18 protein-coding genes and 1 pseudogene are annotated in these 25,251 nt (G+C 53.3%); 12 read left to right on the top strand and 7 right to left on the bottom strand.

Annotation, left to right across the window (positions count from 1 at the left end; all coding sequences use genetic code 11):
* Positions 1-1,232: 1,232 nt before the first annotated feature.
* Both AB1L30_RS11580 and AB1L30_RS11585 read right to left on the bottom strand, forming a co-directional pair.
* Complete coding sequence (locus tag AB1L30_RS11580; RefSeq protein ID WP_367014092.1) at positions 1,233-1,319, bottom strand: type I restriction enzyme endonuclease domain-containing protein; 87 nt, start codon at positions 1,317-1,319, stop codon at positions 1,233-1,235.
* 76 nt (positions 1,320-1,395) lie between these two features.
* Positions 1,396-1,470 (bottom strand): annotated as a pseudogene (locus tag AB1L30_RS11585) (hypothetical protein); the annotation flags it as partial.
* Between the two features lie 226 nt (positions 1,471-1,696).
* Here AB1L30_RS11585 and AB1L30_RS11590 point away from each other — a divergent pair.
* A complete protein-coding gene (locus tag AB1L30_RS11590; RefSeq protein WP_367013585.1) occupies positions 1,697-1,975 on the top strand; it encodes a WG repeat-containing protein in 279 nt (92 codons plus the stop codon).
* 253 nt (positions 1,976-2,228) lie between these two features.
* Positions 2,229-2,405: a hypothetical protein gene (locus AB1L30_RS11595; protein ID WP_367013586.1), complete on the top strand. Its 177-nt coding sequence runs from the start codon at positions 2,229-2,231 to the stop codon at positions 2,403-2,405.
* A gap of 435 nt (positions 2,406-2,840) precedes the next feature.
* Here AB1L30_RS11595 and AB1L30_RS11600 read toward each other — a convergent pair whose 3' ends face one another.
* Complete coding sequence (locus tag AB1L30_RS11600; protein WP_367013587.1) at positions 2,841-4,448, bottom strand: protocadherin; 1,608 nt, start codon at positions 4,446-4,448, stop codon at positions 2,841-2,843.
* A gap of 49 nt (positions 4,449-4,497) precedes the next feature.
* Positions 4,498-5,421: an SgcJ/EcaC family oxidoreductase gene (locus tag AB1L30_RS11605; protein WP_367013588.1), complete on the bottom strand. Its 924-nt coding sequence runs from the start codon at positions 5,419-5,421 to the stop codon at positions 4,498-4,500.
* A gap of 1,504 nt (positions 5,422-6,925) precedes the next feature.
* Here AB1L30_RS11605 and AB1L30_RS11610 point away from each other — a divergent pair.
* From AB1L30_RS11610 to AB1L30_RS11620, 3 genes are all read left to right on the top strand, one after another.
* On the top strand, positions 6,926-8,767 hold the full coding sequence (locus tag AB1L30_RS11610; protein ID WP_367013589.1) for a hypothetical protein: 1,842 nt from the start codon (positions 6,926-6,928) through the stop codon (positions 8,765-8,767).
* A 226-nt stretch (positions 8,768-8,993) separates the two neighbouring features.
* Complete coding sequence (locus tag AB1L30_RS11615) at positions 8,994-9,320, top strand: hypothetical protein (protein ID WP_367013590.1); 327 nt, start codon at positions 8,994-8,996, stop codon at positions 9,318-9,320.
* A 452-nt stretch (positions 9,321-9,772) separates the two neighbouring features.
* Positions 9,773-10,276 (top strand): hypothetical protein, encoded by a 504-nt coding sequence (locus AB1L30_RS11620; RefSeq protein ID WP_367013591.1) that lies wholly within the window; start codon positions 9,773-9,775, stop codon positions 10,274-10,276.
* Between the two features lie 549 nt (positions 10,277-10,825).
* Here AB1L30_RS11620 and AB1L30_RS11625 read toward each other — a convergent pair.
* Complete coding sequence (locus AB1L30_RS11625) at positions 10,826-11,281, bottom strand: hypothetical protein (RefSeq protein WP_367013592.1); 456 nt, start codon at positions 11,279-11,281, stop codon at positions 10,826-10,828.
* Between the two features lie 576 nt (positions 11,282-11,857).
* Between AB1L30_RS11625 and AB1L30_RS11630 the strand changes: the two genes are divergently transcribed.
* The 4 genes from AB1L30_RS11630 (at position 11,858) to AB1L30_RS11645 (ending at position 16,199) form a co-directional block, all read left to right on the top strand.
* Positions 11,858-12,079: a hypothetical protein gene (locus tag AB1L30_RS11630; protein ID WP_367013593.1), complete on the top strand. Its 222-nt coding sequence runs from the start codon at positions 11,858-11,860 to the stop codon at positions 12,077-12,079.
* A 147-nt stretch (positions 12,080-12,226) separates the two neighbouring features.
* Entirely contained in the window at positions 12,227-12,997 is a 771-nt protein-coding gene (locus tag AB1L30_RS11635) for a hypothetical protein (protein WP_367013594.1), read from the top strand.
* Between the two features lie 450 nt (positions 12,998-13,447).
* Positions 13,448-14,578 (top strand): hypothetical protein, encoded by a 1,131-nt coding sequence (locus tag AB1L30_RS11640; RefSeq protein WP_367013595.1) that lies wholly within the window; start codon positions 13,448-13,450, stop codon positions 14,576-14,578.
* A 130-nt stretch (positions 14,579-14,708) separates the two neighbouring features.
* On the top strand, positions 14,709-16,199 hold the full coding sequence (locus AB1L30_RS11645; protein WP_367013596.1) for a sodium:proton antiporter: 1,491 nt from the start codon (positions 14,709-14,711) through the stop codon (positions 16,197-16,199).
* A 346-nt stretch (positions 16,200-16,545) separates the two neighbouring features.
* On the opposite strand, the gene AB1L30_RS11650 is transcribed toward AB1L30_RS11645, so the two are convergent.
* Complete coding sequence (locus AB1L30_RS11650) at positions 16,546-17,589, bottom strand: hypothetical protein (protein ID WP_367013597.1); 1,044 nt, start codon at positions 17,587-17,589, stop codon at positions 16,546-16,548.
* Positions 17,590-17,892: 303 nt separating this feature from the next.
* On the opposite strand from AB1L30_RS11650, the gene AB1L30_RS11655 reads away from it, so the two are divergent.
* Together AB1L30_RS11655 and AB1L30_RS11660 are read left to right on the top strand one after the other, a co-directional pair.
* Entirely contained in the window at positions 17,893-18,204 is a 312-nt protein-coding gene (locus AB1L30_RS11655; protein ID WP_367014093.1) for a transposase, read from the top strand.
* Positions 18,205-19,777: 1,573 nt separating this feature from the next.
* The gene (locus tag AB1L30_RS11660; protein WP_367013598.1) at positions 19,778-22,621 is read left to right on the top strand and encodes a hypothetical protein; all 2,844 of its coding nucleotides are present in this window, start codon (positions 19,778-19,780) and stop codon (positions 22,619-22,621) included.
* A 365-nt stretch (positions 22,622-22,986) separates the two neighbouring features.
* On the opposite strand, the gene AB1L30_RS11665 is transcribed toward AB1L30_RS11660, so the two are convergent.
* A complete protein-coding gene (locus AB1L30_RS11665) occupies positions 22,987-23,703 on the bottom strand; it encodes a hypothetical protein (RefSeq protein ID WP_367013599.1) in 717 nt (238 codons plus the stop codon).
* Between the two features lie 898 nt (positions 23,704-24,601).
* On the opposite strand from AB1L30_RS11665, the gene AB1L30_RS11670 reads away from it, so the two are divergent.
* Positions 24,602-25,189, top strand: coding sequence for a hypothetical protein (locus AB1L30_RS11670; RefSeq protein ID WP_367013600.1), 588 nt, complete (start codon positions 24,602-24,604; stop codon positions 25,187-25,189).
* Positions 25,190-25,251: the final 62 nt, after the last annotated feature.

The raw sequence follows: 25,251 nt of genomic DNA on the forward strand, positions 1-25,251 counted from the left end.
GGCCTGAAACGAACGGTCGGTTCCACCCTGTCTGCAAGGAAGCCATCCGCCATGCTGACCGAAGCCGCCCTGAAAGTCCTGACCTACGCCCTGCGGCGTTAGCTGGAAGAGGTTGACGTTGTTGGGTGTTCAACAGAGCAAAACTATTACGAAACTGACCCAGGCAACGCCTCCTACCAAATAATAGGGGCGAGTATCACAGGTGCAGACAATCACGACGTTACCTCTGACGTAGTAGACTGGATGAATGACAATGGATACACAAACACCCCACATACGGCGATAGACAATGTTGTTGTCGGTGATGTCACGGATCAAATCAATGACATCTTGAACCCTCCTCCGCGAAAAAGACTGAGGTGATAAGTGAAGCCCATATGGCAGATTTCACTCGCCCACTTGATCCTTCTGGTCTTCTGTGTGTGTCTGTACCTCGGATTTAGATCGTCCATCTTAAAACTCATGCCTGTTTCGGGTAGCGCATTTACATTCTCAATGACTGCTGTGTTTTTCATCCTAGAAAGATACAAGGAGTGGCGTAACAGGCCCATAGGCTGGGGTGAAGCGATTCGTTGTATTTCGCCAGCCTGGTTTAGTGGAAGCCTGATAGGCGTTGATTTTGCGGAGTCACTAAGGCAAGAGCAGGGATATTGGGACTGGGCAAGTGATTGGGGTATCTTCGTCGCTTGGACAGGGATTCAGCTAGCTCTCGCAATTTTCACTTATTTATCAGGTCGAGTATCTCTTGCTCTATATCGATTCGTCAGGCAAGATTCTAACGATATGTGAAGTTATGAAAAAGATGCGTCCCTTTTCGTAACTCTCGCGCGATTTGGTCCATTACGGCACGAAGTGTCCTATGTCGAGAAATTGAACCTTGTCGGGCGGGGTGGCACTCAACGCTGGTAACGATTTCCCTCAGCGCAAAAAATAAGTCTTGATGCGGAAAGCGGTTGGGCCTTCAATGCTCGCCGCCAAACCAGCAGTACTTCCAGGCCGGAGCCTTGGAATGTCGCATCAAAACAGCACGAATCTTTGCACATCTATTTCGAACTGGGAAGCCGTATTCGAAGTTTTGGGGAGCATGCCAATCCAGAGCTTAGCTTATTGAGCGAGATGTTTGCATCGTGCAAGCTTCGCTTCGCGACAAACTGGGAAACCCAAATCACCCACAGCATTGCAATCTAGCTTCACCTTGCAGGAGAACCCCACTCCGAACACAACGCCTCCGCCTATTCCAGAACCAGTTTCGTCGCTTCCGCTTCCAAATCAGGCGGATAGCCGTGCTTTCGGAGGACTCGGCGGACGAGGATGCGGATCTTGGCTCGGGCGTTTTCGCGGGTGCTGCCAGTCGATCGTCACGCTGCTGCGGAATTTAGTGACCAGTTCGGTGGCGATCACTTTCAGTTCATCGATCCTCGTTACTTCGATTGCGCTGTTGTTCTGGGCCAGGGCGTCGATGGCCTCCATCAGTCAAGGGGCATGCGATGTGTCTGCCATCCCTGTCAATTCTTGAACTCCCCGATGGGTACGGTTTGGACGCTCTTGCTTCTTCACTCCATACTGAGTTGCCAGCCAGTTGGTTGCGTCGGCGAGGAGGTCGAGCGGTGCTTTGGCGTAGTGTCGATCGGAAATGGTCGACGGGCTATGGCCGAGAAAAAGATCTTCCAGGCCGCGGAATTTTGGGTTGTTTCGGATGAGGCTAGCGCTTGTCTTGCGGAAGAGCTTTGAAGGCTTTTGGAAGCCAACATTCAAACGCTTAGGCCACTTCATTCAAGGGCGTGCGTTCGCTGAGTCCCAACCGCTTGGAACGTCCGGTTTCATCGACCATACAGGTAAATTCGTGATTGAATTTCCGCAGGTAATTAGCGTTACCTATTTCACACACGATATTGCGTGGATGGAAATTGGAGAGAACGATAATAACTACGGATACATGGGAAGCGACGGCCAGTGGATATGGCAGTCAAAATAACAATTCAGTTCTGTCTCTATGACTTAAATAACGGATATGCAATGAGTTGAGTCAGCACTCAGTTAGCACCAGTTTCTGTTGGAAGCGCAAAACCATCCCTCCACAATTCAGAAAAGGGATCAGTTCCCTCAGGCCTCGCCTGAATACTACACGGAATCGCTAAACCTTTTCTCCGGTATCGGATAGCAATAATTCCGCAACAGAGAACTCTCATTAGCAGGGTTTTGCACAGGGAGGTGTAGGTCAGAGGAAGTTGGACGCCAACTACGACGTCAATGGCCGCACGACGGTCGGCGTTGGTATCGCGAACCGAGGATTGATGGATGGAAAGCTTATGGTTGCTGTTGATGTCACCCATAAGATTTGGGATGACACGGCTTTGCACGAAGTGGTGTCGGACAACCCGTGGGCCGTTGAAAGCGGTGGATAGTACATCCTGGCCAGGTATCGCATGCGTGCCGGATATACCTGGGTAAAAAACCTGCTTAACGATGCGCCCGGCTGTGTTATCGGCGGCGTTCCAGCCAACGACTTCGCTTCGGTTCGATTGACCCAAGGTCTTTTCACGATCACCACTCCAGCATCGACTCTCACGCGGGATTGGTGTGGTCGAGGTGCGACCCGGTGTTGACTTTCATCTGATGGGCGGTGGGATGTTCCGCGATTCGGCTAACCTTGGTGGCTCGACCATCACTTCTATCCAAAGCGATTGGCTTGCGGCCGGGTTTACCTTGCGCCTTCGTCGCTATGCATGCTCCGGATTGTTGGTGTCTGAATTGAACCGAATTCGCAGGCCACAAGAAATGAAAAGATCGCCAGAAATATGTTTCCTGGCGATCCTGACGGTTCACTGGAAGAAATCGTTTCAGCTGCCGCTGTTTTCTGAACTCTTGTCCTTCAACCGAACGAGAAGCCACTGCTCGGTTTTATCGGCTCCAAAGTGGATGAGAACGGGTGCCTCATCCTTCGTCAAGTTGTAGAGGCCGGTTTCAACGACATCGGTCTTATTGTCCCCAACAGTAAAGGCGACTCGTTGGGTCTTTTTGTCGACGGCCCCCTGGATGACTTGAGTCTTGCCGGTGGACGTGTCGGTATAGTTACCCCGAACGACTCCCTGTTTGTTAATGGCGAGTTGAACCGTGACGTTCGAGTTCGAATCGCCGGTCTTGGTCAACGCGAAAACACCCAGCGGCATCCAATTTCCGTCGGATGACGCATCGGCATTGGCACCCGTTGTGGCAAGATCGCTCGCCTGATCGTAGTACTGCTGCGATGTTCCGACGTCCTGACCGTTGACGTACACATCGTTGTTCTCGTAGATCACCGTGTTTCCATAGTCATAGTAAATGGGCTGGGCGTCGTAGTAGTTCATCCAAGAGCCAACAGCTCCCCAGGTTGCTGCCCTCCATGCTGTGCCTGCAGCCCAGCCGGTGGCGAACCAGGCACCCGGGTGATCGGTATACCAGCCGGCATGGTAGATTCCCCAGTCATTGAAGTTTGAGCGGACCGCAACGGCAGAATGATATCGTCCCGTCGGAGAAACTCGCGCGTAGCCAGCAGCCACACCGGCTGGTCCGGCCGCGACACCTCTTGCAGCGAACCCGCCATCAGGCCCACGAACTGCGGAACCAGCGGCGACGCCACGTGGTCCAGCGGCAACTCCACGAGCGGCCGCTCCGCCGTAGGGGCTGCGAACGGCTCCACCGGCTGCAACATCGCCACCTGGTCCGCGAACTGCTCCTTGAATGGCTCCGCCGCCATCTGCTCCTTGAACTCCGCGAAAACCGGCTTCACCCCCAAACGCTCCTTCGGCCCCGCCCCGATAGGCGGTGTTTCCTTGGGGGCCTGTCACGCTGACTCCCGCTGCCTGTCCACCGCGCGGTCCCTCAACGGATCCACTGTTGAAATCGAAGTTACTTCCTAGATCGCGCCCACTCTCACCATTGAGATTCGTGTTGATGTTGGTCGTGTGATTGAAATTGTTGACGTTGGTCGAACTCAAGTTGTGCATTCCGCCATCGGAAGGGAGCCCAAGGAAGCTGCTTAGTTGACTTCGGCTAGGTGCTTGTCCCGAGAATCGATCCCCAAAGCTATCTTGGGAGAGTCCGCCCCCCAAACCATTGCCTTCGAGACCCCGATCACCCAGTCCACCACCTAGGCCACTGCCACCTAGGCCACTGCCACCTAGGCCACGATCGCCAAGGCCACCCCCTCCGAGTCCAGCACCGCCAAAGCCACCGCCGCCACCGAGACCGCCGCCACCGAGACCGCCGCCACCGAGACCGCCGCCACCGAGGCTACGACCTCCTCCACCGAGGCTACGACCTCCTCCACCGAAGCTTCCACCACCGAAGCCACCTCCGCCGCCGTGGAATCCTCCACCACCGCCAAAACCGCGGGCCCAGGTGGAATAGGAGGGAAGTAGGAAGGTCAAACACAAGGTTATGGCAGCGAATGTAAGTATGCGTTTCATTGGGAATGTTCTCGATTAGGGGATTTCAGCGTGGACGGAAAGCGATGAACTATTGGGCGACCGGTTGTCTTTTGATGACAATCTCGTCGGTATCCGGCAAAGCTCTATCTCCCAGGGAGCGTTGAACCGATTTCCAAGAGTAGGCGTTTTCATCCAGAGGACGAAGTAGATTCACGGCGCTTGTTTTGAAGCCATCAGCGGTCACTCCATGAACCGTTGCTTTCCAGCTGCTTCCCATGAAGAACCAAGTGCCAATCGCGTGTCCACCGTCGGGACTAAAATCCCAAGACTGGATCGTCTTGGTTGCCTGATTCCATCCGATGAGCTGAACACCGGACGACTTGGTACCATCGTGCTTGGTGATTGTATACGCGCGTTCGATGAAACTCTTGTTGCCGATCCAGCTGCAGACAGATTCCACCTTAAAGCCATGCTCCTCAGCAACCCAATTTCCGATGAGCCATTCCAACTCTGCAATGCCAGAGTAGTTGGAAACTCGCGGCGTGAAGGAATCTCGAACGGAGGCCATCAGCCATTTTCCATCCACCTTGTTGTGGACCACGACATATTTCGTGAAGCCAGGCTGACCCGCCGGTGGAGGCTCGACTTCGGCACGTCCTTCTTCGATCGCTACGTCATCGCTTACCATTCGCAACGAGGTAATACTGAGACGGATTTTTAAGCCTGGATTCTCGGCGAAGAACTTTGCATAACCCGCTTCAATCTCGGCACGTCCTGAGAATTGCTTGCCGGTATCGTCAATGTATTCGCCTTTGACTGTCCACATCTTGGCAATGCTCTTGGCATTCCCCTGGTTAAAGGCTTTGACGAAGGCATCCGCCCCGGTACGAATTTCGGCGAGATCTGCCTCACTACTCACCGGCTCCGCAGCTTGAAGTGCCGCAGCCGATAAGATCCACAGCGCCGTAAATACGATCAGGGGACACCGGACGAACTTTTGAGTCAAACTCATGATGTAAGACCTATTTTGATCCACACTCTGTTGAGGAATCGGATACCAGACTTCAGGGGACAAGCAAGAACTGGACGCTGGATGTCCAATAGCGAGCCACGCACGTCATGCCGAGTGGTTCGTCATCAAGGTTGGCTTCCATCATGAAAGCCTGTGGTACTAAGCTTGGAGAGGACCCCACATTCTCGAAATCACGTTGGGAATAACGCCGTCCGAAAAAGCGGGTCATTACCGGATCATCACGAAAGTCCGATGCGAATCGAGACCTTTCGTCACGTTTCTGACGAGGGTCGACGTGTGTTTTTCATATTAGCTTACGTCAAAGGAGTGGAACAAGAATTCCACATCTTCGCCAAGTTTTCTTACCTTTCCATCAGGGCGATGTCTCGTCGTATCGAAGAGCATGTATGCCGAAGGAATGGCGGGAATTGTGCAGCACTTGCCAGTTTTATTGCAACTCGATTGGCATCGTTTCGCCTAATGACCAGTCGCCAACAGCGTATCTAAGTCAGTCGTCCCATTGGAGATGCGACTCTGCCATGATCAGAGCCTGCAGCTGGGGGAAATGCCGGGAGTAGGCTGAACCGATTCGTGGCGTTCGCAGTCATCCCATGTTCTTTGTTCAACACGAGTTAACGCAAGTGCAATGGACTGACAGCTAGACTCTCATAGCTCATAAGAACCGCGAATTGTGGGACCGACGAAATATTCTTTGGAGACTTTTCAGTTCGCCGTCGTGCTCCTGCTATGTATCTCGCCCCTGTTGGATGAGTCCGCTGGGGGAAGGCTAGTCGAGGCATTCGTGTTGACGGTAGTTCTCGTCGCACTCTACATCTAACACGCAAGTGCTCAGCGGTGTGGACCGGGAACGACAAATATATCGATTGGAAGTCTGGCCAAGATGGCTATGGACGCCTACGGCCACAAGTTGCCGTGAATTAACCGACAGTCGGTCCCGCTGAACGAATGTCGGTCGAATTCCAGTCTCGAGAGAACGTCTTCAGGGGCCGCGAGCAGGCAGCCTGATTGGGTGCCTGCTGTTGCGTCTCGTCGACAAGACTTGAACCCTGAGCTTGGCGAGCTACTCGCGCCCTGATTCCAGTTTCTGCAGCCCTTCCTCAGGCTTCTTGATCTCCTCGGGGGCTAACTCGGCGCGATCGATTGAAATGGTCAGCTTGTTGAACTTGGCCGTGAGCTCAAACGGCGGGCTATAATCCTCGTCGTTGACGCCTGTGATTGTGTCAGATCTGAGGTCGAAGCTTACATTCCATTGCAGTTTTTTTCACCCCAAGTTTAGACTGTCGATAGCAGCGTTTCCGCGAGTGAGTTCTAAACGGTCGTTGATGAATATTGTGCGGACTCGAAGCGAAGTGATTCACCTTGGATTGGTCAGTGACACGGACGAGTCAATTTGCCGGGGGCGAATCGCGAACGGGTGGCAGCGACAAGTTGGTCTGCGACGTCTAAAGTGCCCCCCGCATGAATTGGTCCCATGAGATAAGTCATGAATTTTAACCAGCTCACTTTAATCTTCGCGGTAACCGCTTGTCTTGCGAGAGTAGGTTCTGCCGATCCACCGCAACATGTCGACAGAAATGGGGACTCGTGGGAAAGAATCCCTGGGATCATTGATTCAATCTCCGCCACTTCCTATCGAGAGCAATTGGATGAATTGCATTCTCTAACAAGCATCAAACTTGGGTATCCGCAATCATCGGTGAATTTGAACACGGCCGTCCACAAGCAGTACATGCTTCGGACCAAGCGGAATTGGCAGCAGTGGTGGAAATCGACGGGTGAGCCAGTTTCCGCAGAGAAAGAGCAACATTCGAAAGTTGACCTACCCGCATTCAATATGGGCTGGGAGTTCTTCGGAACGAAGAACAAGCAGCCAGACGATATTCAGCCTGTCTGGATTCCTGCGACTTGGGGCCTCTATATTACGTTTACCAACGGGGACTATTACGGACTGGTACGCGAGGTATGGATTATTGAGCGAGGCGATTCTCAGGCCAGTCTGACCAGGCTTCGCGGAGATTACTTTTCAGGTTCTGCCGACAATTTCAGGAGAGTACCTTGGGATGTGACACTGAAGGAGTTGAGGGATTTTACTCCAGAAAAAGCCGATCAACTCCTCAGAGCTCTGCACTACCTGCATCAATACGCGCCAGAAGTTAATGAGGATGTTCCTGAGGATAGCTTGCAGGGACTCTACTATCCCTATTCGTCCGTTCAGTTGAGGGATGGCCGCAATCGAGTCCTTTGCAATACGGAAGGCTACGAGTTCTGCAAATCTCGGTCAAAGTATGGCGATGACAAATCGGGCCGAACCTATTACTTCTTAAGCACAATTTTCGCCGATGATGCGAAGTGGAAATTAGTCTCCGGATCTCCGAGCGCGAAGCTGGCACCCTATCATTCGTTCCTATCGATGAGCAAGCCTGGGTTTGCATCGAATGCAGCGGATGTGATCAAGCTCTTCGGCAATCAGGGTGGTATTTCAGAATTGCAAGCGATGCTCGACTGGGCTGACAAGGAATTGGCGGCGACCGATCCCGAGATCGATTGGGAAATGTGCACGAACCAATTTGGGGCCAAGGGCAAGGACAACGTTATTTGGTTAAACAGGACGGCGATCCAAGAGACGCTGAAAGAGATCAAAGCAGCAATAGTGCGATTAGAGGCAAGACAGAATTCTGGCGAGGACGTTGCTGGCGACCTATTTGCTGCCTGCCTGGTACGATCGAAAGAACTGGAACGCAAAGTTGATGCCATGTTGGCCTTGGAGAGAAGAGAAAAAGAACAGGCCATTCTGCGATATCCCCTTCCACTGCGAGACTTGATCAGGATTTATGACCATCCAGGTAATACCGATTGGACGCAGATCTCAGCCGCCATCCAGGCCATTCGGAGTAAACCGGACCCTAAGCTTTTTGCCCAACTGGTGCAGGCAATGGATGAAGAGTCCTTCAAGCCTGAACGACTTCTGAAAACCATAATGGTCAACGAGCTAGAACTATCGGAAGTAAAGCCATGGAACGACGAACAGGAAGCGATCGCAATGGAAGCTTGTATTGACGCGTTTCCACTCGCCAAGGATGAGGCGAAAGAGAGTCTCGTAGAGATCTTGTTGCTTATCTGCGGTGAAGGTCGGATCGCATTCAAGACAACCAGCGGAGGTCGAGTCGTCGAAATACGGATGACCGAGGACGGATATCGCCATTCGCAAGGCCCTTCTGATTTCCCACCATCCGTCGAGCAAACACAAAACAAGCTTCGACGCTTATACAAAGATGCCAAATCCAACCGGCATGCACTGGGCAACACGAATCAGCCTTCTGATTGAGCGTTAATAACTCGGAAAGCTTGATGAAACCGTTTGCCGTAGACCAGCCGGCGGACAGGGTGGAAATAGGATTGTTAATCGATTCACCTGAACCTAGGACTTCGCGAATCGCTTAATTGGACGTGAACTTGACTCCAACGGCGACGTCGCTCACCGCCTGTTGTGGGGGCCGAGTGTCGACCAGCTTCTGGCCGATGAGAACACCAGCGGCGATGTCTTATGGGCGTTGACCGATCACCTGAACACGGTCCACGACTGGATCGAATACGACGACGTCACCGACAGCATCAGCGTCGCCAATCAAATTGCCAACGACAGATTCGGCAACGTCCTGAGCGAAACCAACAGTTCGCTCGACGACCTGGGCCTTGGCTTCACCGCCCGCTGTTTCGACGAAGCCACCGGTCTGCAGTACAATACCAAAGGTCTCAGCCCTTTTTTGAGAGAACAAATTTCCGGTTATGTTCAACACTTGCAAACACCCACTGGTGCCAGACAGTTTACAGCCGATCTAGCGGTATTGATGACAACGGCGGGGGGGCGGGGCTTTTAAGTCACGCTGCGAAAAAATTGGTTGCCCCAACAAGTGCACCGCACATAAGTCCAATCACTGGTCGTCCGGTTAATCTCACTGGTCGTATCCGCAATGTTCAACCGGCGAACGGCCCAACCCGCTTCACACCACTACGAGAAAACAGCAATCCAGTTTCGGCAGGGATGGAGCATGTAAGGAGTCGGCATTTCGGCGGGTCGAATACACAATCACAATCCTCAATCACCCCTGACGAATTGAAAGCTGTTCTCCAAAGCGATGCCGTTACACAAGCCCCACTTCGACAGATCGGAACGGGTCGCCAAGCAATGTGGGCAAGGGATGTGAATGTCGGACGCACAATTGGAACCACTCGTGTCGCAGACGGGGCCAATCTAACAAATTCGATTAGGGTGTTTGTCGATGAAGCTGGTAACCTGATAACAACCTTTCCCATCCCGGGGACTTGATCGATGACTACCATTCAAGAACTTCGCAATTCATTGAAACACGCTATTGCAGAAGCAGAGCATGCCAATCCCAGTTGCTCAAAGTCTGTGTTCTTGGACGCTTTGCGTGACTGCCTCATGGGCACTCTTCCTAGCGGACCAGCAAGTGATCGAATTCTGACGCTGTTGAAAAGATCGAACGAGTTACCGGTTTTCAATTCACGGCTTGATGAATCCGATCTTCGCCGTCGGGAAGACTGCTTGTCTTGGAATTCACTGGATTCTTCAATTCAAGCGATTGGCGACCTTGTATGGGAAGCGACGACAGTTTCCGCCGGTGACTGCGATGAGTGCATGGGAGAAGAGTTGGTCTACCTGTGGGATGCTGTTTCCGAAAGAATGGTTAAGGTCTGTGATCTGTGCAGTAATACTCTTGACCTTGAAGGAAGGAGAATCGAATCGACCGGCCGCTTAGAAGTTCCAACTCGCAATCAGCTTGAAGCAGTCAGTGTAATTGAATCAGATTAACTGCCCTTCGGCTTCTGCATCACGATCTTCGCAGGCAGTGCCGGTTTGAAGGGTTGCAGCCGGGTGCCATGGCCACGGCCCTGCGTGGCCATGCCTTGCGTCGCGGAAAGCTCAACCTCATCGAAGCGTTATCCACCGATTAACCTTCCCCTCACTTCGCACTGGCCAGAGGCCAGTGGCACACGTGCGTACCTGGGCGAAAGGCTCGTATCGAATGGGAACTCCGTTTAACGACATACGACCTAGAAACATTGGCTCTGCGGGACAAATCTTTGACCCAGCCTTCCACCCGATTCAGGAAGGAGTGTATTGGACAGGTGCAGGTGTGGTCGTAGTGGGTGGTGGAACTTGGGTCTACTACGAGATTCAGTCCAATGAGTAACCCAGCGACTTTACCATTGCTTATCATGACCGGCGGCATTGCATGGAATGTCGTGTGTGCCGTTTCTGCCGGTAGATTGTCCAAAGGACGTGAGTTCTCGACCACGAGTTCGTTCTGGTTACGGCAGGCCGGGTGGATCGGCTTTGCAATTGCAACGGTCCTAGCCATCATTGCATTTGTTCGGGGAGAATTCTGACGGCATCACGACCTTCGCAGACTGTGCCGGTTTGAGCAGGCTTCCACGGCTTGAACACCGGCGCGCCTGACGGTGGCGGCTTGGGCTTCTGCTTCAAGCTCTTGTTGAACGCTGAATCCTTCGGCAACGGATTCGCTGGCGACATGCCCTTGAGTCTCCCATCGCTGCCCAGCAACAGCACTTCCTGTAGCTTCTGCCGTTCTCTCAGCCATTCGTGAAACGTCTTCATGCCGGTTTCTAGGCGTTGGTTGACGGCTTTCCCCTGCGTGCGTGAGCAACTTGCCTTGCGATAAAGAACGGCACCACACGGAGCCGGTGCAGCAGCAGAAGCGACCACCTTGGCTGTCAGGAAATCGTCTGGAATTGTTGGGTTCGGATTTTTGCAACCCAACCGCAGCCTCGGCGAAGGCATCAACGAATCAGGCACGCAGCCCCATCACCCGCGCATGCCATGCCTCATCCTGGCCCTGCCTTTTGATAGAAGAGGATTAAAACGATCAGGGCACCAGTAGTGCAAAATCAATCCTCGTTCCAGATCCTATACCTTGAACCTAATCACCGGTATCCGAACCGTTCAACGAACCGCTGCCACCATTTTCCGCACGGCGGCTTCCGCCAAGGCTGCGGGGTTGGGGGAGCGGATTTGTTTTTTGTGGATGGGTCGTTTGATGCGCTCGATCAGTTGCGGGAACTGGGGAGTGTAGCACCGACCGAGGATTGAAACATGCTATTCAATTGGCATTTGGCAAGTGTGAGACAGCCACAAGCGTTTTGTCTTGGTTGGTCGATCTGGCCAGAGTCGATTCCAATTCGATTTGCTGCTGGAAACCAAAGCCGGAGCGGATCGAGCCAAACCTCGCAGGTCTGTGTGTGGGCAATCGTTTGCTCGCTTCTCACTGGCTCGAGGCCAGCGGCACCCTTAAGATGTGGAAGTTGAAATTCGTCGTTGCCAGTGCCACCCAGTCGAAGCTATCCGATTTGGCGTTGAAAACATGAGACTGCCATGAATGAGACAATCGAAGACTATGAATTCCTCTTTAAAGACGGCTCCGGTCGTTATGCCTTGGTTCAATCGGGGCCAGACGAATCCCTCGAGGTTAGTACATGTCTTGTTTATGACAACGTTATGAACATGGTGTTACTAATTGAAGATGATGAATTGAATAATCAAGTCGTGACAAGACTTCATGAGTCGGGCGTGCCAATTCTTCCGAATGCTCCTTAGGACCTTGCTAAAAGGCTGGCGGAGTGGCACTCAATAATCGGAAATGTCGCGGGAAAAATCACCAACTTCTGGTCCCCTACCGATGGTACGGCTGCCGGCATCGATGATGGTATTGGCTCTCAAGGTGTTCCCGGCAAGGTTACTGGAGTGCAAGACATTGAAATAGACGATGTCTTGCATTCACATGGAACCTCCCCATATCCAATCCGCATGGAATCTTCTAATAAAACCACTGAAAGAGTGCCGGGTTGCTCTCGTGACAAATTCAGACGAGAAGCAAATGGAAGACAATTGCAGCCACATTGTGGTTATCTGCTTACAAGGCAAAAAAAGCTTTATGCACCACTGGTAACATACCAAGATGACACTTTACTGTCCTGCAAAGGTAAGGTTGGTCCGCGTAGCGAACTAACGTTAGATCAAGGCCCGAAGAACCTGATAGAATCAAATAACGTGACCATGTTTTCCACCAACAGCATGCAAGGACCGCAATCCGTGAGAGCGTACAAGCTAAAAGTCGCTTTGATCTCCTCTGTTCTTGCCCTAACGGTCTCATGTTCCCAGCACCACCCAGCGAAATTTAACGCAAGTCATTGGCGGAATGCATCTCCACGGCAGCGCGGCAACATGGTGTTTGACCTGCTCGGCATTTCACCAGCACAGTGGCGAGAGAGAAAGAACTGGTTGAAATATTCGGATACCCTTAATGGTCGAAATCGAGCACAGGTCATAGAAATCCTGGGAAGCCCTGATGCCGAATACGAATCGGGGCGGACAGTTGACGGAGTCAACGTTGACGTATCGTTTTATTACGATGTCGGCTATTTGAATAAAGCCGGATTTTGGAGGGAGCCTTGTAGTTTGGCGATCTACTTCAACGACAATCATGATGTCGTGTTTGCTTCTATTTCAGACTAAAATGTGCACCGGAGAAGGGACGCATGTTCGCGGTTCGGTGGCAAACTGGGACCACTAAAATCGTTGCCGGAGCAGCATTGCATGATCTTCGTCCCGCCGTCGCATGCGAGGCAATTGTCCGAACTTCCGACATTCTGCAATATGGGATGCGCCCCCTATCTGGAATGGGCGGGGCCCCGAAGGTAGTATTTCCTGCGGTTGTAGGACACGCTTTCACCGCTTTATAGCTGGCTTTGCGTTCAAACCGGCGGCCCGACGCACGGTTCGGCGAAGAACGCATCCTTTCGCATGTAGGCTGATCCGCCTCGTGCGTCTTGCAGTGTTTTGATCCAGGAGAAACCCGTCGACATGACTTCAAGTCCCGTAGAGCCGGAAACCATTCAGGCCAACGCCTCGACCGAGAAGCCGCGGCGCGTTGTCGTTCTACCGCGGCGGAACATGGTAATTGCGATGGTCGCCATACTATTAGGAGCGATCGGGATTCCCTGGCATCTCTTCAAATTCTACCACTGCACCGTGATCATGAGAGTCTTCTCCTCGGGGGGCCAGTTGCCCTGGACTTCGGATCCAGCCGAGGCATTTATTGGTGGGCTGAGTCAAGCTCAGAACGAAGTACTGTTATTGCTGTTCGCCTACCATGTTCTGTCGATTCTTCTGGCGGTTGCTTTATTGATGGGTGGGATTTCCATTCTCTGGAAGCGGACTCCGAAGACGCTGAAGAGGTTGAAACGCACGCTCCAGTTCGGGGTAGTATTGGTTGTCGCCAGCTTCGTGTTAAACCTTGTGATCGATTTCGAAACATGGCGGTTGGGTGTCGAATTGCTGACTCATGGAGATCCGACAAGGCTCGCCCAGAAACGCGAGTTTCTAGTACGGGCCTCAGTGCTCACTGCCGCATTGCATCTGACGATCGACCTGTTTTACTTCCTCTATTTTATGGTAGGAGGCTGGCTGCTGGCTCGTGAAAGTGAAGGCCTGAAGTGGGCAAACGCCGAGCGTTTCACCTTCGGCCCGGTTGCGACGCGCCCTTCGAGCCTGCAGGAAGGCATCGCGCTTGGTACTTTCAGTTGGTCGGCCCTGGCGATAGTGGTCGGGCTGGCAGGCATGCTTTTCAACGGCGTGGTCTTGTGGCTGCTGATCACTTCGATCTACGTTCTCTCCGAGCGGAGTATTAATTACAGTCCGCCTCTCATGGTGCAGGGACTCGAGTCGATCCTGGATCAATGGCTGTATCTGGTCGCAGTGGATCGATTCGTTTGGTTCATGCTGGGGTTGGCAATCCTGATTTGCGGCGTGCAAGTCGCCCGAGGTGCATCTGATTGGCTGGGCAGGCTCCGCCGGGTCTTCATGGTGTCGCTGTGGACAAATATCTTGAGTGCCGTCTTGGCCGCGACGCTGGTCTATTTCTGGGTCGGAAAGGTCGCGTCACTCCCTAAAAGCCAGCAGCAAATGCCGCAGCTCGGACGCCAGGCAATGTTGTTCTATGCGGCCATTGCCGTGATCGGCGCCATCTATCTCATCTACTTTGGCCTGGGGGTTCGCTTTACCGGCCGAGATATGAAGAGAATGCCTGACGTTTAAAATGACCGGCCAGCTCTTTCGCAAGCTCGAAAGGATCGCGATGATCATTTGCCCATGTTCGATGCATCGACAGGTGGTCTGACCGTGTTCTCCTCTTTTTCCGCTCGCGATGTACGGTATAAAGGTGCCCATGAGCTTCTTCAATATCGCCGGCATCCTGGTGGCCCTTGTAGCGGGCTTTGCGTACATCAATCACAGACTGCTCAAGCTACCCACAACGGTAGGCTTGATGTTGTTGGCCATGCTGCACGCGGTGGTCCTGCTGTTGATTGATTGGGTCGCACCCGAGGTGGGCGCTCTGGCCGCTGCCGAGACGCTCGTCGGTTCGATCGACTTCGACCAGACGCTAATGGAAGGGATGCTCGGCTACCTGCTATTTGCCGGGGCGTTGCACGTCGATCTCAATGACCTTCGAAAACAGTCTGCGGCGATCGCTTTGCTGGCGACCGTCGGCGTCCTCGCGACCACGTTCATCGTCGGTGGGCTCACGTATTTCATCACCGGCTGGCTCGGTATCGAAGTCCGCTTTATCTATTGCCTGATCTTCGGGGCGATTGTCGCGCCAACCGACCCGATCGCCGTCTTGGGGATCGTGAAGAGTCTCGGCGCCCCCAAGCCGCTAGAGACGAAGATCGCAGGCGAATCGCTGTTTAACGATGGCGTGGGTGTGGTGGTGTTCATCGCGCTTCTCGGGATTGCAGGGCTGGGGCAGCATGGTGATTCGTATGAAGTCTCCGACAACCACCACGAGCCGAGTCACGTCGCTGCCCTGACAGAAGATGGTGCAGGCGAACAACCTGGCGCCGATAGCGATCCGCCAAACGACACGCCTGATGTAACATCGGATGCAGAAGAACATGAAAGCGAACCTTCGCACGATGCTGAAGGCCTCCACGAGAAGTCGGAGACAACCGTCATGGATGTCGTCAAGCTCTTTGCCCTGGAAGCAGGGGGCGGACTTGCACTCGGCCTCGTGTTGGGGATGGTGGCGTTCTTACTGCTACGAACCATCGATCATTACGCGACTGAGATTTTGCTATCGCTGGCGGTCGTGACCGGCGGGTATGCCTTGGCCATGACGCTGCACTTGTCGGGGCCATTGGCAATGGTCGTCGCAGGTCTAATCCTGGGGAACCATGGCCGAACGCTGGCGATGTCCGACAAGACCCGCGAGCACCTGGACACGTTTTGGGAATTGGTGGATGAACTGCTGAACGCGGTGCTGTTCGTGCTGATCGGGCTAGAGGTGTTGGTGCTCTCGTTTCAGGTGCCGTATCTGCTGGCCGGGGCCCTGGCGATTCCCGCCGCGCTGCTGGCGAGGTTTCTTTCTGTCGGCATCGTGTTGAACGGCTTGAAGAAGGTGACCGGCCGAGAGTTCACGCCGCACGCGATCAAGGTCCTGACTTGGGGCGGCCTGCGCGGTGGGATCAGTGTGGCACTCGCGCTATCGCTCAAGGAAGAGATCCATGCCCAGCAATCGCAGTACGACAACATCGGCGAACTCGTCCTGACAATGACCTACGTCGTCGTCGCCTTCTCCATCCTCGTCGGCGGCCTGACCATGGGGCCGATGCTCCGCCGACTTGGGCTCGCAGGCCAAGGCGAAGCAGACACCCACTAAACTTCTGGGTGCGAACACGTCAGCGCTGTATTGCGGCAACCTACTCCTGATTGATCGTACCTACCCACTTCACACTGGCCAGAGGCCAGTGGCACGCGAAGCTGGTGTTAGTTAGGTGTTGGCAGTGCCACCCATCCGTTTGGAGACAGAAGCCGAATTTCTGCTTCCGTCCCCTTTTAAAGAAAGCGTTGATGAGGCCGTAGAGCAGATTAAAAATAAGGCGGATGAAAAAGTTAAGTCATAACGTCCCTTAGAGTAATCTATACAAGACTGGCAAGGGCCTGCATTCTAGAAGTTGGAAAATGGTCTAAACTTGTCCCGAATACGACAAATTCGATATCGCCTTTTATTCATGTGTTTTTGAATAACTCGGTATCCAGAATTCGCCCGAGTAGGGAAATGGTTTACCAAGTGGCCAAAAGACGAATTCACCATTCGGTCCACGTAGCCAACTACAAAACCCGTCTGGAGGACGATAAACATTTTCAAGTGGCAGGTTTGTGTAGTGAGCTAGAATGCTTACGTATTCTTCAAGATTCCAGTCATCGAGAGGAAAACCGTCGACTGTCGAATGCCATTGAATCGCCGTGTATAGATTTGTCCCATCAAGTGTAAAGAGATTCGCTTGGGACTCCTGGCCAAGTAGTTTCGCCTCGTAGACCGTCTTCGCTACTAGCTCGTCAAATTGGCGGGGGTGAAGCGATATCTTTGAAAGGCATTTGGTGCGACTCTGAAATAGTTTGGCATGCACGCCGTTTTCCAAAAAATCTGCGATAAAGCCAATGGAACCAGCGCGAATTGCGATTACTCCGTACTTGATTTCATCCTTGAGATCGAATTGACACTCCAGATCGTCGGGAGTTTGGACCTGAAAAACCCAAACTGAACCTGGGCAATAGTCGGGACAGTAACCACAGGCTGCAGAAAGTTGTAGCCAGTGATGAAGTATCTGATACCTTCGTATGAAGTCATCTGTGAGTATTGTACCAAGGCCGGGATTTCTCCGATCAAACGGCAGCGAAAGCTCCTTGTACATTAGCCCAAGAAGTATCTTGGCCAACCATTTGTAAATGTCAAAGTGTGATAGTCGGCGGGCAACATTGATGCCATTCTGTACTGCTGTTCTAATTCGGCCTTCTAGCGGTGCAAACCGATCCGTGTTGCATTGAATGCAGCAGGGAATCACTAGCCTGCGGTATTGAATTGATGTGCGGTTCAGCAATACCAACTCTTGGTTCCAAAGGTTGAATTGTCTCTGCATCCAAGCTGGAATAATGTGCTCATCCGCTCGGTTTGAGGCATTCAATTCCTTTGCACAGATGAAGCACACATCGGACCGGTATGGATGAGTAATGACAGCCCGCAAATGAGCTTCAGCATCAAACGTCATATAGTCATACCTGTACGCCAAAAAGTGCTATAGGATGGACACTGACAAATCAACCGTGTTCATTAGTCATGAAGGAGTATTCGTCAATGTTGGCGAAAAAGTAATCGCGCAAGATTGTGCGTTCCGCTTCTTAGTGTCGCTAGTGCGAGAAGCATCGATCTCTTGACCTAAGTTCATGAGCAGTAATGCTACTAGGCACTGTCCCGTAATTGATATGTTCTTGCCCAGGCATATCTGGCAACCTTCCCGAGTTACCGACCAAAGTGACTCAAGGAAGGAAGCCAAGTGTCGCGTCATGATCTCATGGATGACCAGTGGAATGCAATCCGGGATTTCTTTCCGGCTCAGTTTTCGAGGCGGTCAGGCAGGCCGTGGGCCGACCATCGGCGTATTGTGAATGCGATTCAGTGGATCTTGCACACGGGCCGTCCGTGGCGAAGCTTGCCGGCGAATTTCGGCAGTTGGCAGACCGCCTACAATCGTTTCCGACGCTGGCTCAACAACGATTTGTGGGACGAAGTTTACGCGGTATTGCTACATCAGGCGGATGCCTGCGGGAATGTCGTTCGCTCGCTGTGGTGCGTTGACGCAGCGGGGATTCGAGCTCATCGCTGAGCGTCCGGCATGTTACCGCAAAGCGCGGAGAACGACGAAATGAACGTACTAGGAAGGTCTCGCGGCGGATACGCGACAAAGCTTTACGTGCTCACCGATGCCAACGGCCTGCTGCTGTCGTGCACTGCCTCACCTGGCCAATGACACGCGTCCCAGGAACTCCAGCGACTGTTGGCCAACAGCCTGTTTCCCGTGGACTGGATCGGTCATCGACCACAAGCTATAGCTGGCGACAAGGGCTATGGCTCCGCTGAAATCCGCGAGCACAGTGCACGAAAGCGAATCCAGGCCGCGATTCCAAGCAAGAGCAACGAAACCCCGGGGGAGGACTTCAATCTCAAAGCCTAGCGACGAAGAAACATCGCGGAGTTGGCCATCGGTTGGCTCAAAGAATCTCGCCCTGTCTTCGTTCGGTACAACAAACTAACCTCGTCCTACCAACTAGCCTTCGTCCAGCTTCCTGTCATGCGGCGACAGTTGCGGTATGTTTAAGGGACGGGGTCTGGGTATTGCCAGTGCCACCCAGCCGTGACGGTAGGGCTGATTTCGTCGACATAAGCTGTTTGTTGCTTGAGAATTGTTTGGTCGCCATGGGAAGATTGCATTTTCTTCGCCGATTCAGAATTCTAACGCTGCTGGCTCTCATGGCTGTGTTGTCTGAAGTATGTGCGGTCTCATCATACTATGTCCGTCTACCTAGCGAATATCCACAAGTCCGTATTTCGAAAATGATCACTCATAGGAATGGGCATGAACAAGTCGGAATCAGCTTGTTTGTGTACTTTGAGCCAGATAACGCTGTAGAGCACTATACTGACACCCTGCCGCTGGGAACGCTTAATTACGCTTACGAGAACTCGTTAGCTCGTCCCTATCAGTTTCACGAAGAACTACTCGGAACTCCAAAGGAACATACCGTCCAAGAGATTCCTCCTGTTTTTGAAGCGCGGTACAAGGAGTTATTGGCACGAATCTCCCAAGAGTGTGATATCAGCAAGCAGCCTTCGGGATGGCGACAAACTGTCTTGCTAGGGAACGACTATCCAGCCTTTTCTGAGTTCCAAAGAGATTACGAAGCGCAATTCACGCTACGAGAGACGGCAACTCGACCATAAGAAGCAGTTTTCGACAAAACGATAATACCAGACACAGAACCCTCTCTTTGACCAACTCAATACTCACAGGAAAGCAGCTATCCGCAGGGGCCACTTGAAGTTAGTAACGATTCTATAAGAGCTATCTCGCTCAAGCGATTTGCGTAGCGGCTGGCAGTTTTTAGGTTGGGCAGGCCGCACCTTGGTCGCAGCGGCTCTGTTTGGTTGCAATTCGGTGGGATTCATCGATCTTCAGGCGGATGGAATCGCCACCGGTCTTAGGGGATGTCGGTTTCATTCTCCATATTTCCATCAAACAGGCCCCTGGGTCCCGCGTTCTTTAGCCCGGTGAGGAATTGCGAGGGATTCATTGCAAATTTACCTTTGCCAAAAAGGTTTAGTGTGGGGAGATTACTTGCCATACTGTAAGAGTCGTACGGCGGGCACGTTTAGAACGTACTTCTCGGAAGTTGATTGTGATGCGAACGATTGTTGTTCTGTTGGTCTTGCTGATTTTGCCAGGGAGAGTGACCTGGGGAGATGACGCGGGGCGCCAGCGCTGGGCAATCATTGCGACGAGCGAGATTGCTGAGATAGGGCTTGTCGAACTGCTAACGGCCCAGCTTTCCCGTCGCGAAGCGATTCAACTTGTCGAACGCGAAGACTTGTCGCTGGCGACGCGCGAGCTGGAACTCTCGGCGCTGCTGAGTCCTGAAAATGTCTTGAAGCGGCTACAGCTAGGCAAGACGCTTAGAACGAATGCCATGCTACTTCTTTCAATGGAAAGCGAAGACGCACGCCAGATCGTGCGTGCGGTTGTATGCGATGCGGATCTCGGGGTTCGACTTTGGCAGGCACGTTTCGTCTACAACGGCCAGGCAGATATCGAAAGTCTGGCCGCTCAGTGCGTTCGTTCAGTGGACGAAGTGCGGCAGCAATTTCCCGAGGGCGTCGAGCACATCATTGCGATTCCTCCCTTTCTATCGGAAGACTTTGGCATTCGATTCCAATATCTACAGACCCGCTGCCAAGACCTGGTGACCAGTTCTTTGATGGCGCGGCCTGGGGTGGCGTTGCTGGAGATCGACGAAGCGCATGCGCTGCTGCGTGAGCACGAATTGACGTTCGGGGAGGGTATCACGCGTCCAATCGCGACCTTCGTGCAGGCTCGTTTTCAGGTGACCTCGTCGAATGCGATGCAGCATTCGATCAAGCTGAATATCGACCTGACGCATGGCGAACAGCCGGGTAGATCGCTTGAGAAGACGGTTTCCTTGGAGGCCTTGGACGCCTGGCTGCTAACCGAATTTAGTGAACATGTGCTGCGTGAGGTGGCGAACCGGCCGGCCAGGCTGTCGGCAGAGATGCAGAAAGAGATTTTAAGTCGTCATGCGCGTCGATTCGCCGAACTGGGAGACTGGCAGCATTCAGTCGCCCTGCGCGAGGCGGCTTTGGTTTTAGATCCGAATGACGCGCTGCTGAGGGCGCTTGCCATCTGCGAATATCAGTATCGAAATCAGCCAGATCCAGATCGGATCTGGCTGTTGTCGCAGAACTTTCGAAAGCGATCGCTCAGCGAACGAGAAAACGAATATCGGCACGCTGCGAATGACATGCGTGTTGGTTTTCAGCACCTGGCCTACCTGATTCGGAATCGGCTAATCGGTCGCATCGATGCGATCGGCATGCTCGGGAAGCATGCATATTTTGATACGTCAGCCGTGCGGGCGGCAACGCATAACGATCCGCAACAGGTTGAACTGTTGCAGCCTGCCTGCGCGGCGCAACGAGAGTTTCTGCGTGACGTTTATCCCTTGATCGGCGAATTGCCCGACGAACGTCTCTTGCCGACGCACTTAAGCGATCCGTTCTATGGCGGTCGTTACGAGTTGACCAATCTTGTGACAAAGGACGTGGCGTTCAACCACTACGACGCGGCGTCGCTGGCCAGCCTGCGAGAGACACTCTTGCGGCTTCTGCCAGCAAATGATCCGACCACGGACAACATGCTGGGGCTATTCTCCAGCACGCTGGTCCCCCAGCCAGGTTCCGCGGAACATGATGCTTGGGCCAGGTTGATTGCCGACTTATGGCAATCGGATCGCGAACTGGCACGCCTTTACGGCCACTTCGCCTATGCGGTTGATAAGAATCGACGTGAGCGTTCCCGAGGCGAGCTTGAATCGATGCTGGCAGAAGTTGCACGCCTTGACCGAACCAGTGAACCGATTCAGCGCGTGATCAATCTGCAACTGGTGCGTCCCCCGAAGCAATCGCCGCGTGCACTGACGGCACCCCCACCTCGCGGAAACTTCGGTCCGACAGGAAGAATGGAGTTCGAGCCGATCGCTTTGGTAGTATCCGGCGAAGAAGGGGAGACACCTCCGCTTTTGACAGGCATGCTCCGCTGCGGCACCAAAGATGTTTATTGGTCGGACGAACGCTTTTTCGTCATGGACGAGCCAGGCATCCTGAGGGAACGGAAGTTGACCGACGCCACCGCCGATCATCCCTTGTACTGGGAGGTCGCTTGGGACGGCGCATGCATCTGGCTGCATGTCCACGGGGAAGGCATTCTTGTTCTCCGCTCCGATGGAACGCGGCTGGCATCGTTCGAGGGAATGCTCCCTGACTATTCCAAGGGACATAAGATCGTGGGGCTCTCGCCGCGTCGCGCGTTGATGGTGGGAAGTTTCGGCGAAACAGAAAGAGCGTGGTGTGGCATTCTTGAAGTCGCTGAGGATGGAACGCCTGCGGTCAATATCCTTCTAGAAGCCAAGACGGTTGCCGAGGGGCGTTCCCGCGAAGAAGCCTCGGCGGATATAACCACGGCGTTCCGCGTCGATGGTTTGTCACGTGTTCAACGAGCGGACGGAAAAGGACTGGTTGTCGTCGAGCGGCACGGATTGACGCCGCTGTGCATCGACCTCCAAACTTTGAAGGTTACAGCGCCAGATATCGTCGCTGGACGAGAGGGACTTTCAACGCAGACCGATTTGGGATTCACGGGGAAACGTTTCCTGCACGACGGCACGCCATTGTGGGTGCTCTCGGGGATGGCGAATTTGCCCAATTCTAAAGAGATAACGTTCCATGATGGCTGGCTCTATCGCCCCGGCTACGTGTGGATGCGTCAGCACCTGGCAACCCACAAGTTGGAACGCCTGCAATCAAAACCACTGAGTCAAGATTACTGGCACCTGCGAGTTGGTTCGTCCGCACACTATGGGTTGGTTGCCTATGACCCGTACCATGAAAGTCAGCCACTTTCCAAGGTCACCATTCTTGACGAGGAAGTTGTTCCCGTGAAAACCAATCCATAGCAACAATTTCGCATGCGACAGACGGAAGCGCTTCCTACCAACCGCTGACTTTTCGAGGGTAGCTGGACAAGACTGGGCTCTAGCCGGTCGGTGTTCTCGACAACGATATCTGGCTTTGGCAAAAAATGCACAGCGTCTGTTTCGGTATTAACGCTGTGCACTAAGGCGATCAATTAAGAGTTCCGGGGCGATTGATGATTGGCAAATCTTCGAGTGCCCGGTCGTCATCGGAGAGCCTGTTTCGATTTACGCTTGATTTGGGCGTACATCAAGGAGGCCACCGAGGTGTACTTGAGCTACTCCACTGTGGCGAGGACGCACGGGATGTCACCTGCGCCATCAAGAGGTCTTCGCACCAACTGTCATCAGAAGGTGGACACCGTAAAACCATCAAAGGCGTTCAGATCGTCAAACGATCCAATGCCAACGCGACCGGCGGCGAACGTTTTGTCGGTGACGCTCATGTGGGGCGTTGTCATGTCATCGAAGAAAACCTCGATCAGGCCGCTGTCGATATTGCGGCGAACCATGACGGTATGCCATTGATCGTCCCATGGGGTAAGCTTTTCGTTCTTCGTGAGTGCGAGTCGCGGGGCCTCGTTGACGATCATGATTTGGCCACTGTGGGGATCAGGCTTAGCGCCCAGGTGGCAGTAATAGAAGTGCGACGCGTCTTGATAACCGAAGAAGATGCAGCAGTCGCGATGATTGCCGGTATCTTTCGTGCTGCGAACACGAAAGCGAATCTCGCAGTTGCCCACTTCCAGGTCCTTGACCAAGGCCACGTGGCCTGGGCTGCGGGTCGGGGGCTTGTACGCGCTGCCACGCTCGGTGATCTCGATGACACCGCCAGCGTCTTCGGAAGCCTTCCAGGTCCAAGTTTTGGGATCGAGGAATTCCCAGTGCTCGAGATCGTCGATCGACTGGACTGGCTGCGCCTCCTTCCCGTCAAAATCGTCCGCGAACACAACCTTTTCCTGGGGACCATCGGCGCTATGGGCATCGGCGGTCGCCAGAAAGAACATCGAAGCCACCAGGGCAGATTTCAGAAATAGTGGGGCGAGATACGTGGTATTTGTCACAGGACTCCAATCTCCTCGATCAAAACGACAATTGCGAGATAGATCAATCGATCCAAATCGCAGGGGGTGTGGCCTCACTGCATTGTGACTTCTGGGAGCCGCAACTGCAATTTGTTCCCACAAGGTTCTTCGCAGGCCGGCTCGATGCGAATAACTCGATACCACCGGTTATGCCAAGCCCAGCTAAACAGCGAACGTCGAAAACCGAATTCGTAGCGGGCGGGGCCGGCGTTCACCTTAGTTCGGTTCCACATCTGGTTCAGGTGGCCCCGAATCGTCGTCAGGGGGTGAATCGCAATCGGAAGACAACACGGCTTCCATTGCCAGGCTGAAGGGTAAAATCTCGCTGATATGGTGGAGGCCACGTGGAAGAGAGTCTCGCCCAGGTATGGGGCCACCGTTGGAAGTGCATGCCATCCGATTGTTGCCACTGATGAGGTTCGAACACCTCGAAGTCGACGAACGAACATTACTACCGGCCAGATAATTCCTGGCGGCGACTTGGTTTGCGGCAGCGCGTCGAATGTCCGTCTATGGATCGGCCCTTCCTGGGTTGAGATAATTGGCCTGCCGACCGGTCCGAAGCGACATGATGACCGGCGAAACGTTCAGAGAGATACTGGTTGGCCTAGAATCTTTTGAGCGCCAGGCAACCCTCTGCGCGAAGAATCCTGGGATAGCGAAGTTCGCGGAACAGGGCAGCGAGAGGTGCCACAGAAGCGAAAGGGAAGGAGATCGTGTGCATTACGAACACCGCTTCTCAACCTCGCACCCGCTTCTCACTGGTCATTGGCCAATGGCACGCGTAAGATACGAAGTCAACGTTCGTTTTGGGCTAATTAACCCTGTCGGAAATCTGTAGAACGATTCGGGGAACAGTACGTAGGTAGTGACTCCAATGAAACCTGCACTGTCAGTTTCTCAATTGATCGATGAAACTCGGCCAAGCGTCGAACAGTCCTGGGCATTAGAGCTGACATTTGCTGAAAGTCAGATATTGGCCGGATTGCGACAACTTGAAATCTACACGTCGACGCCGGTTGCGGCCTGGCTCGAGGGGGTGTTTCGCGAGGATGAATATCTGCAACTTGCCGATTCGGATATATTTGTGAACGCAATTGATTGCGCTGAGTATATCGATGTAGCAATGCCACTTATCCAACCCAAATCGTTGACAACTGGTTGGACCGCATTTCGCCGGATCCAGGGTCGTATCTATAGAAACCCACATGGCGGAAGAGAACTTGCCGCGAAGGCATTTGTCCTGTTTGTTTCCGCTATTGCCTTGCGCAGCGAAGCGGACGGTTTACTAGCGGGGATTTCGGCCACAGCAATTCAAGCTGACGATAAGCGTATTTCGAATTCATTCTATCTTCGCGCCAAACGCCAAATTGAAATGTGGGACTTGCCAATCGATCTAAATGGATCGCCAGCAAAAGTCCTGTCTTCGCTAGATACGATATTGCAGTCAACTCGATGGGGATAAACCTACCGCCCAGTACAATTCAGTTGCGAATAGGAACGAAACTTCCGCCCAGATGACTGTCT

Origin of the sequence: Bremerella sp. JC817, assembly GCF_040718835.1 — a bacterium.
Taxonomy (GTDB): domain Bacteria; phylum Planctomycetota; class Planctomycetia; order Pirellulales; family Pirellulaceae; genus Bremerella.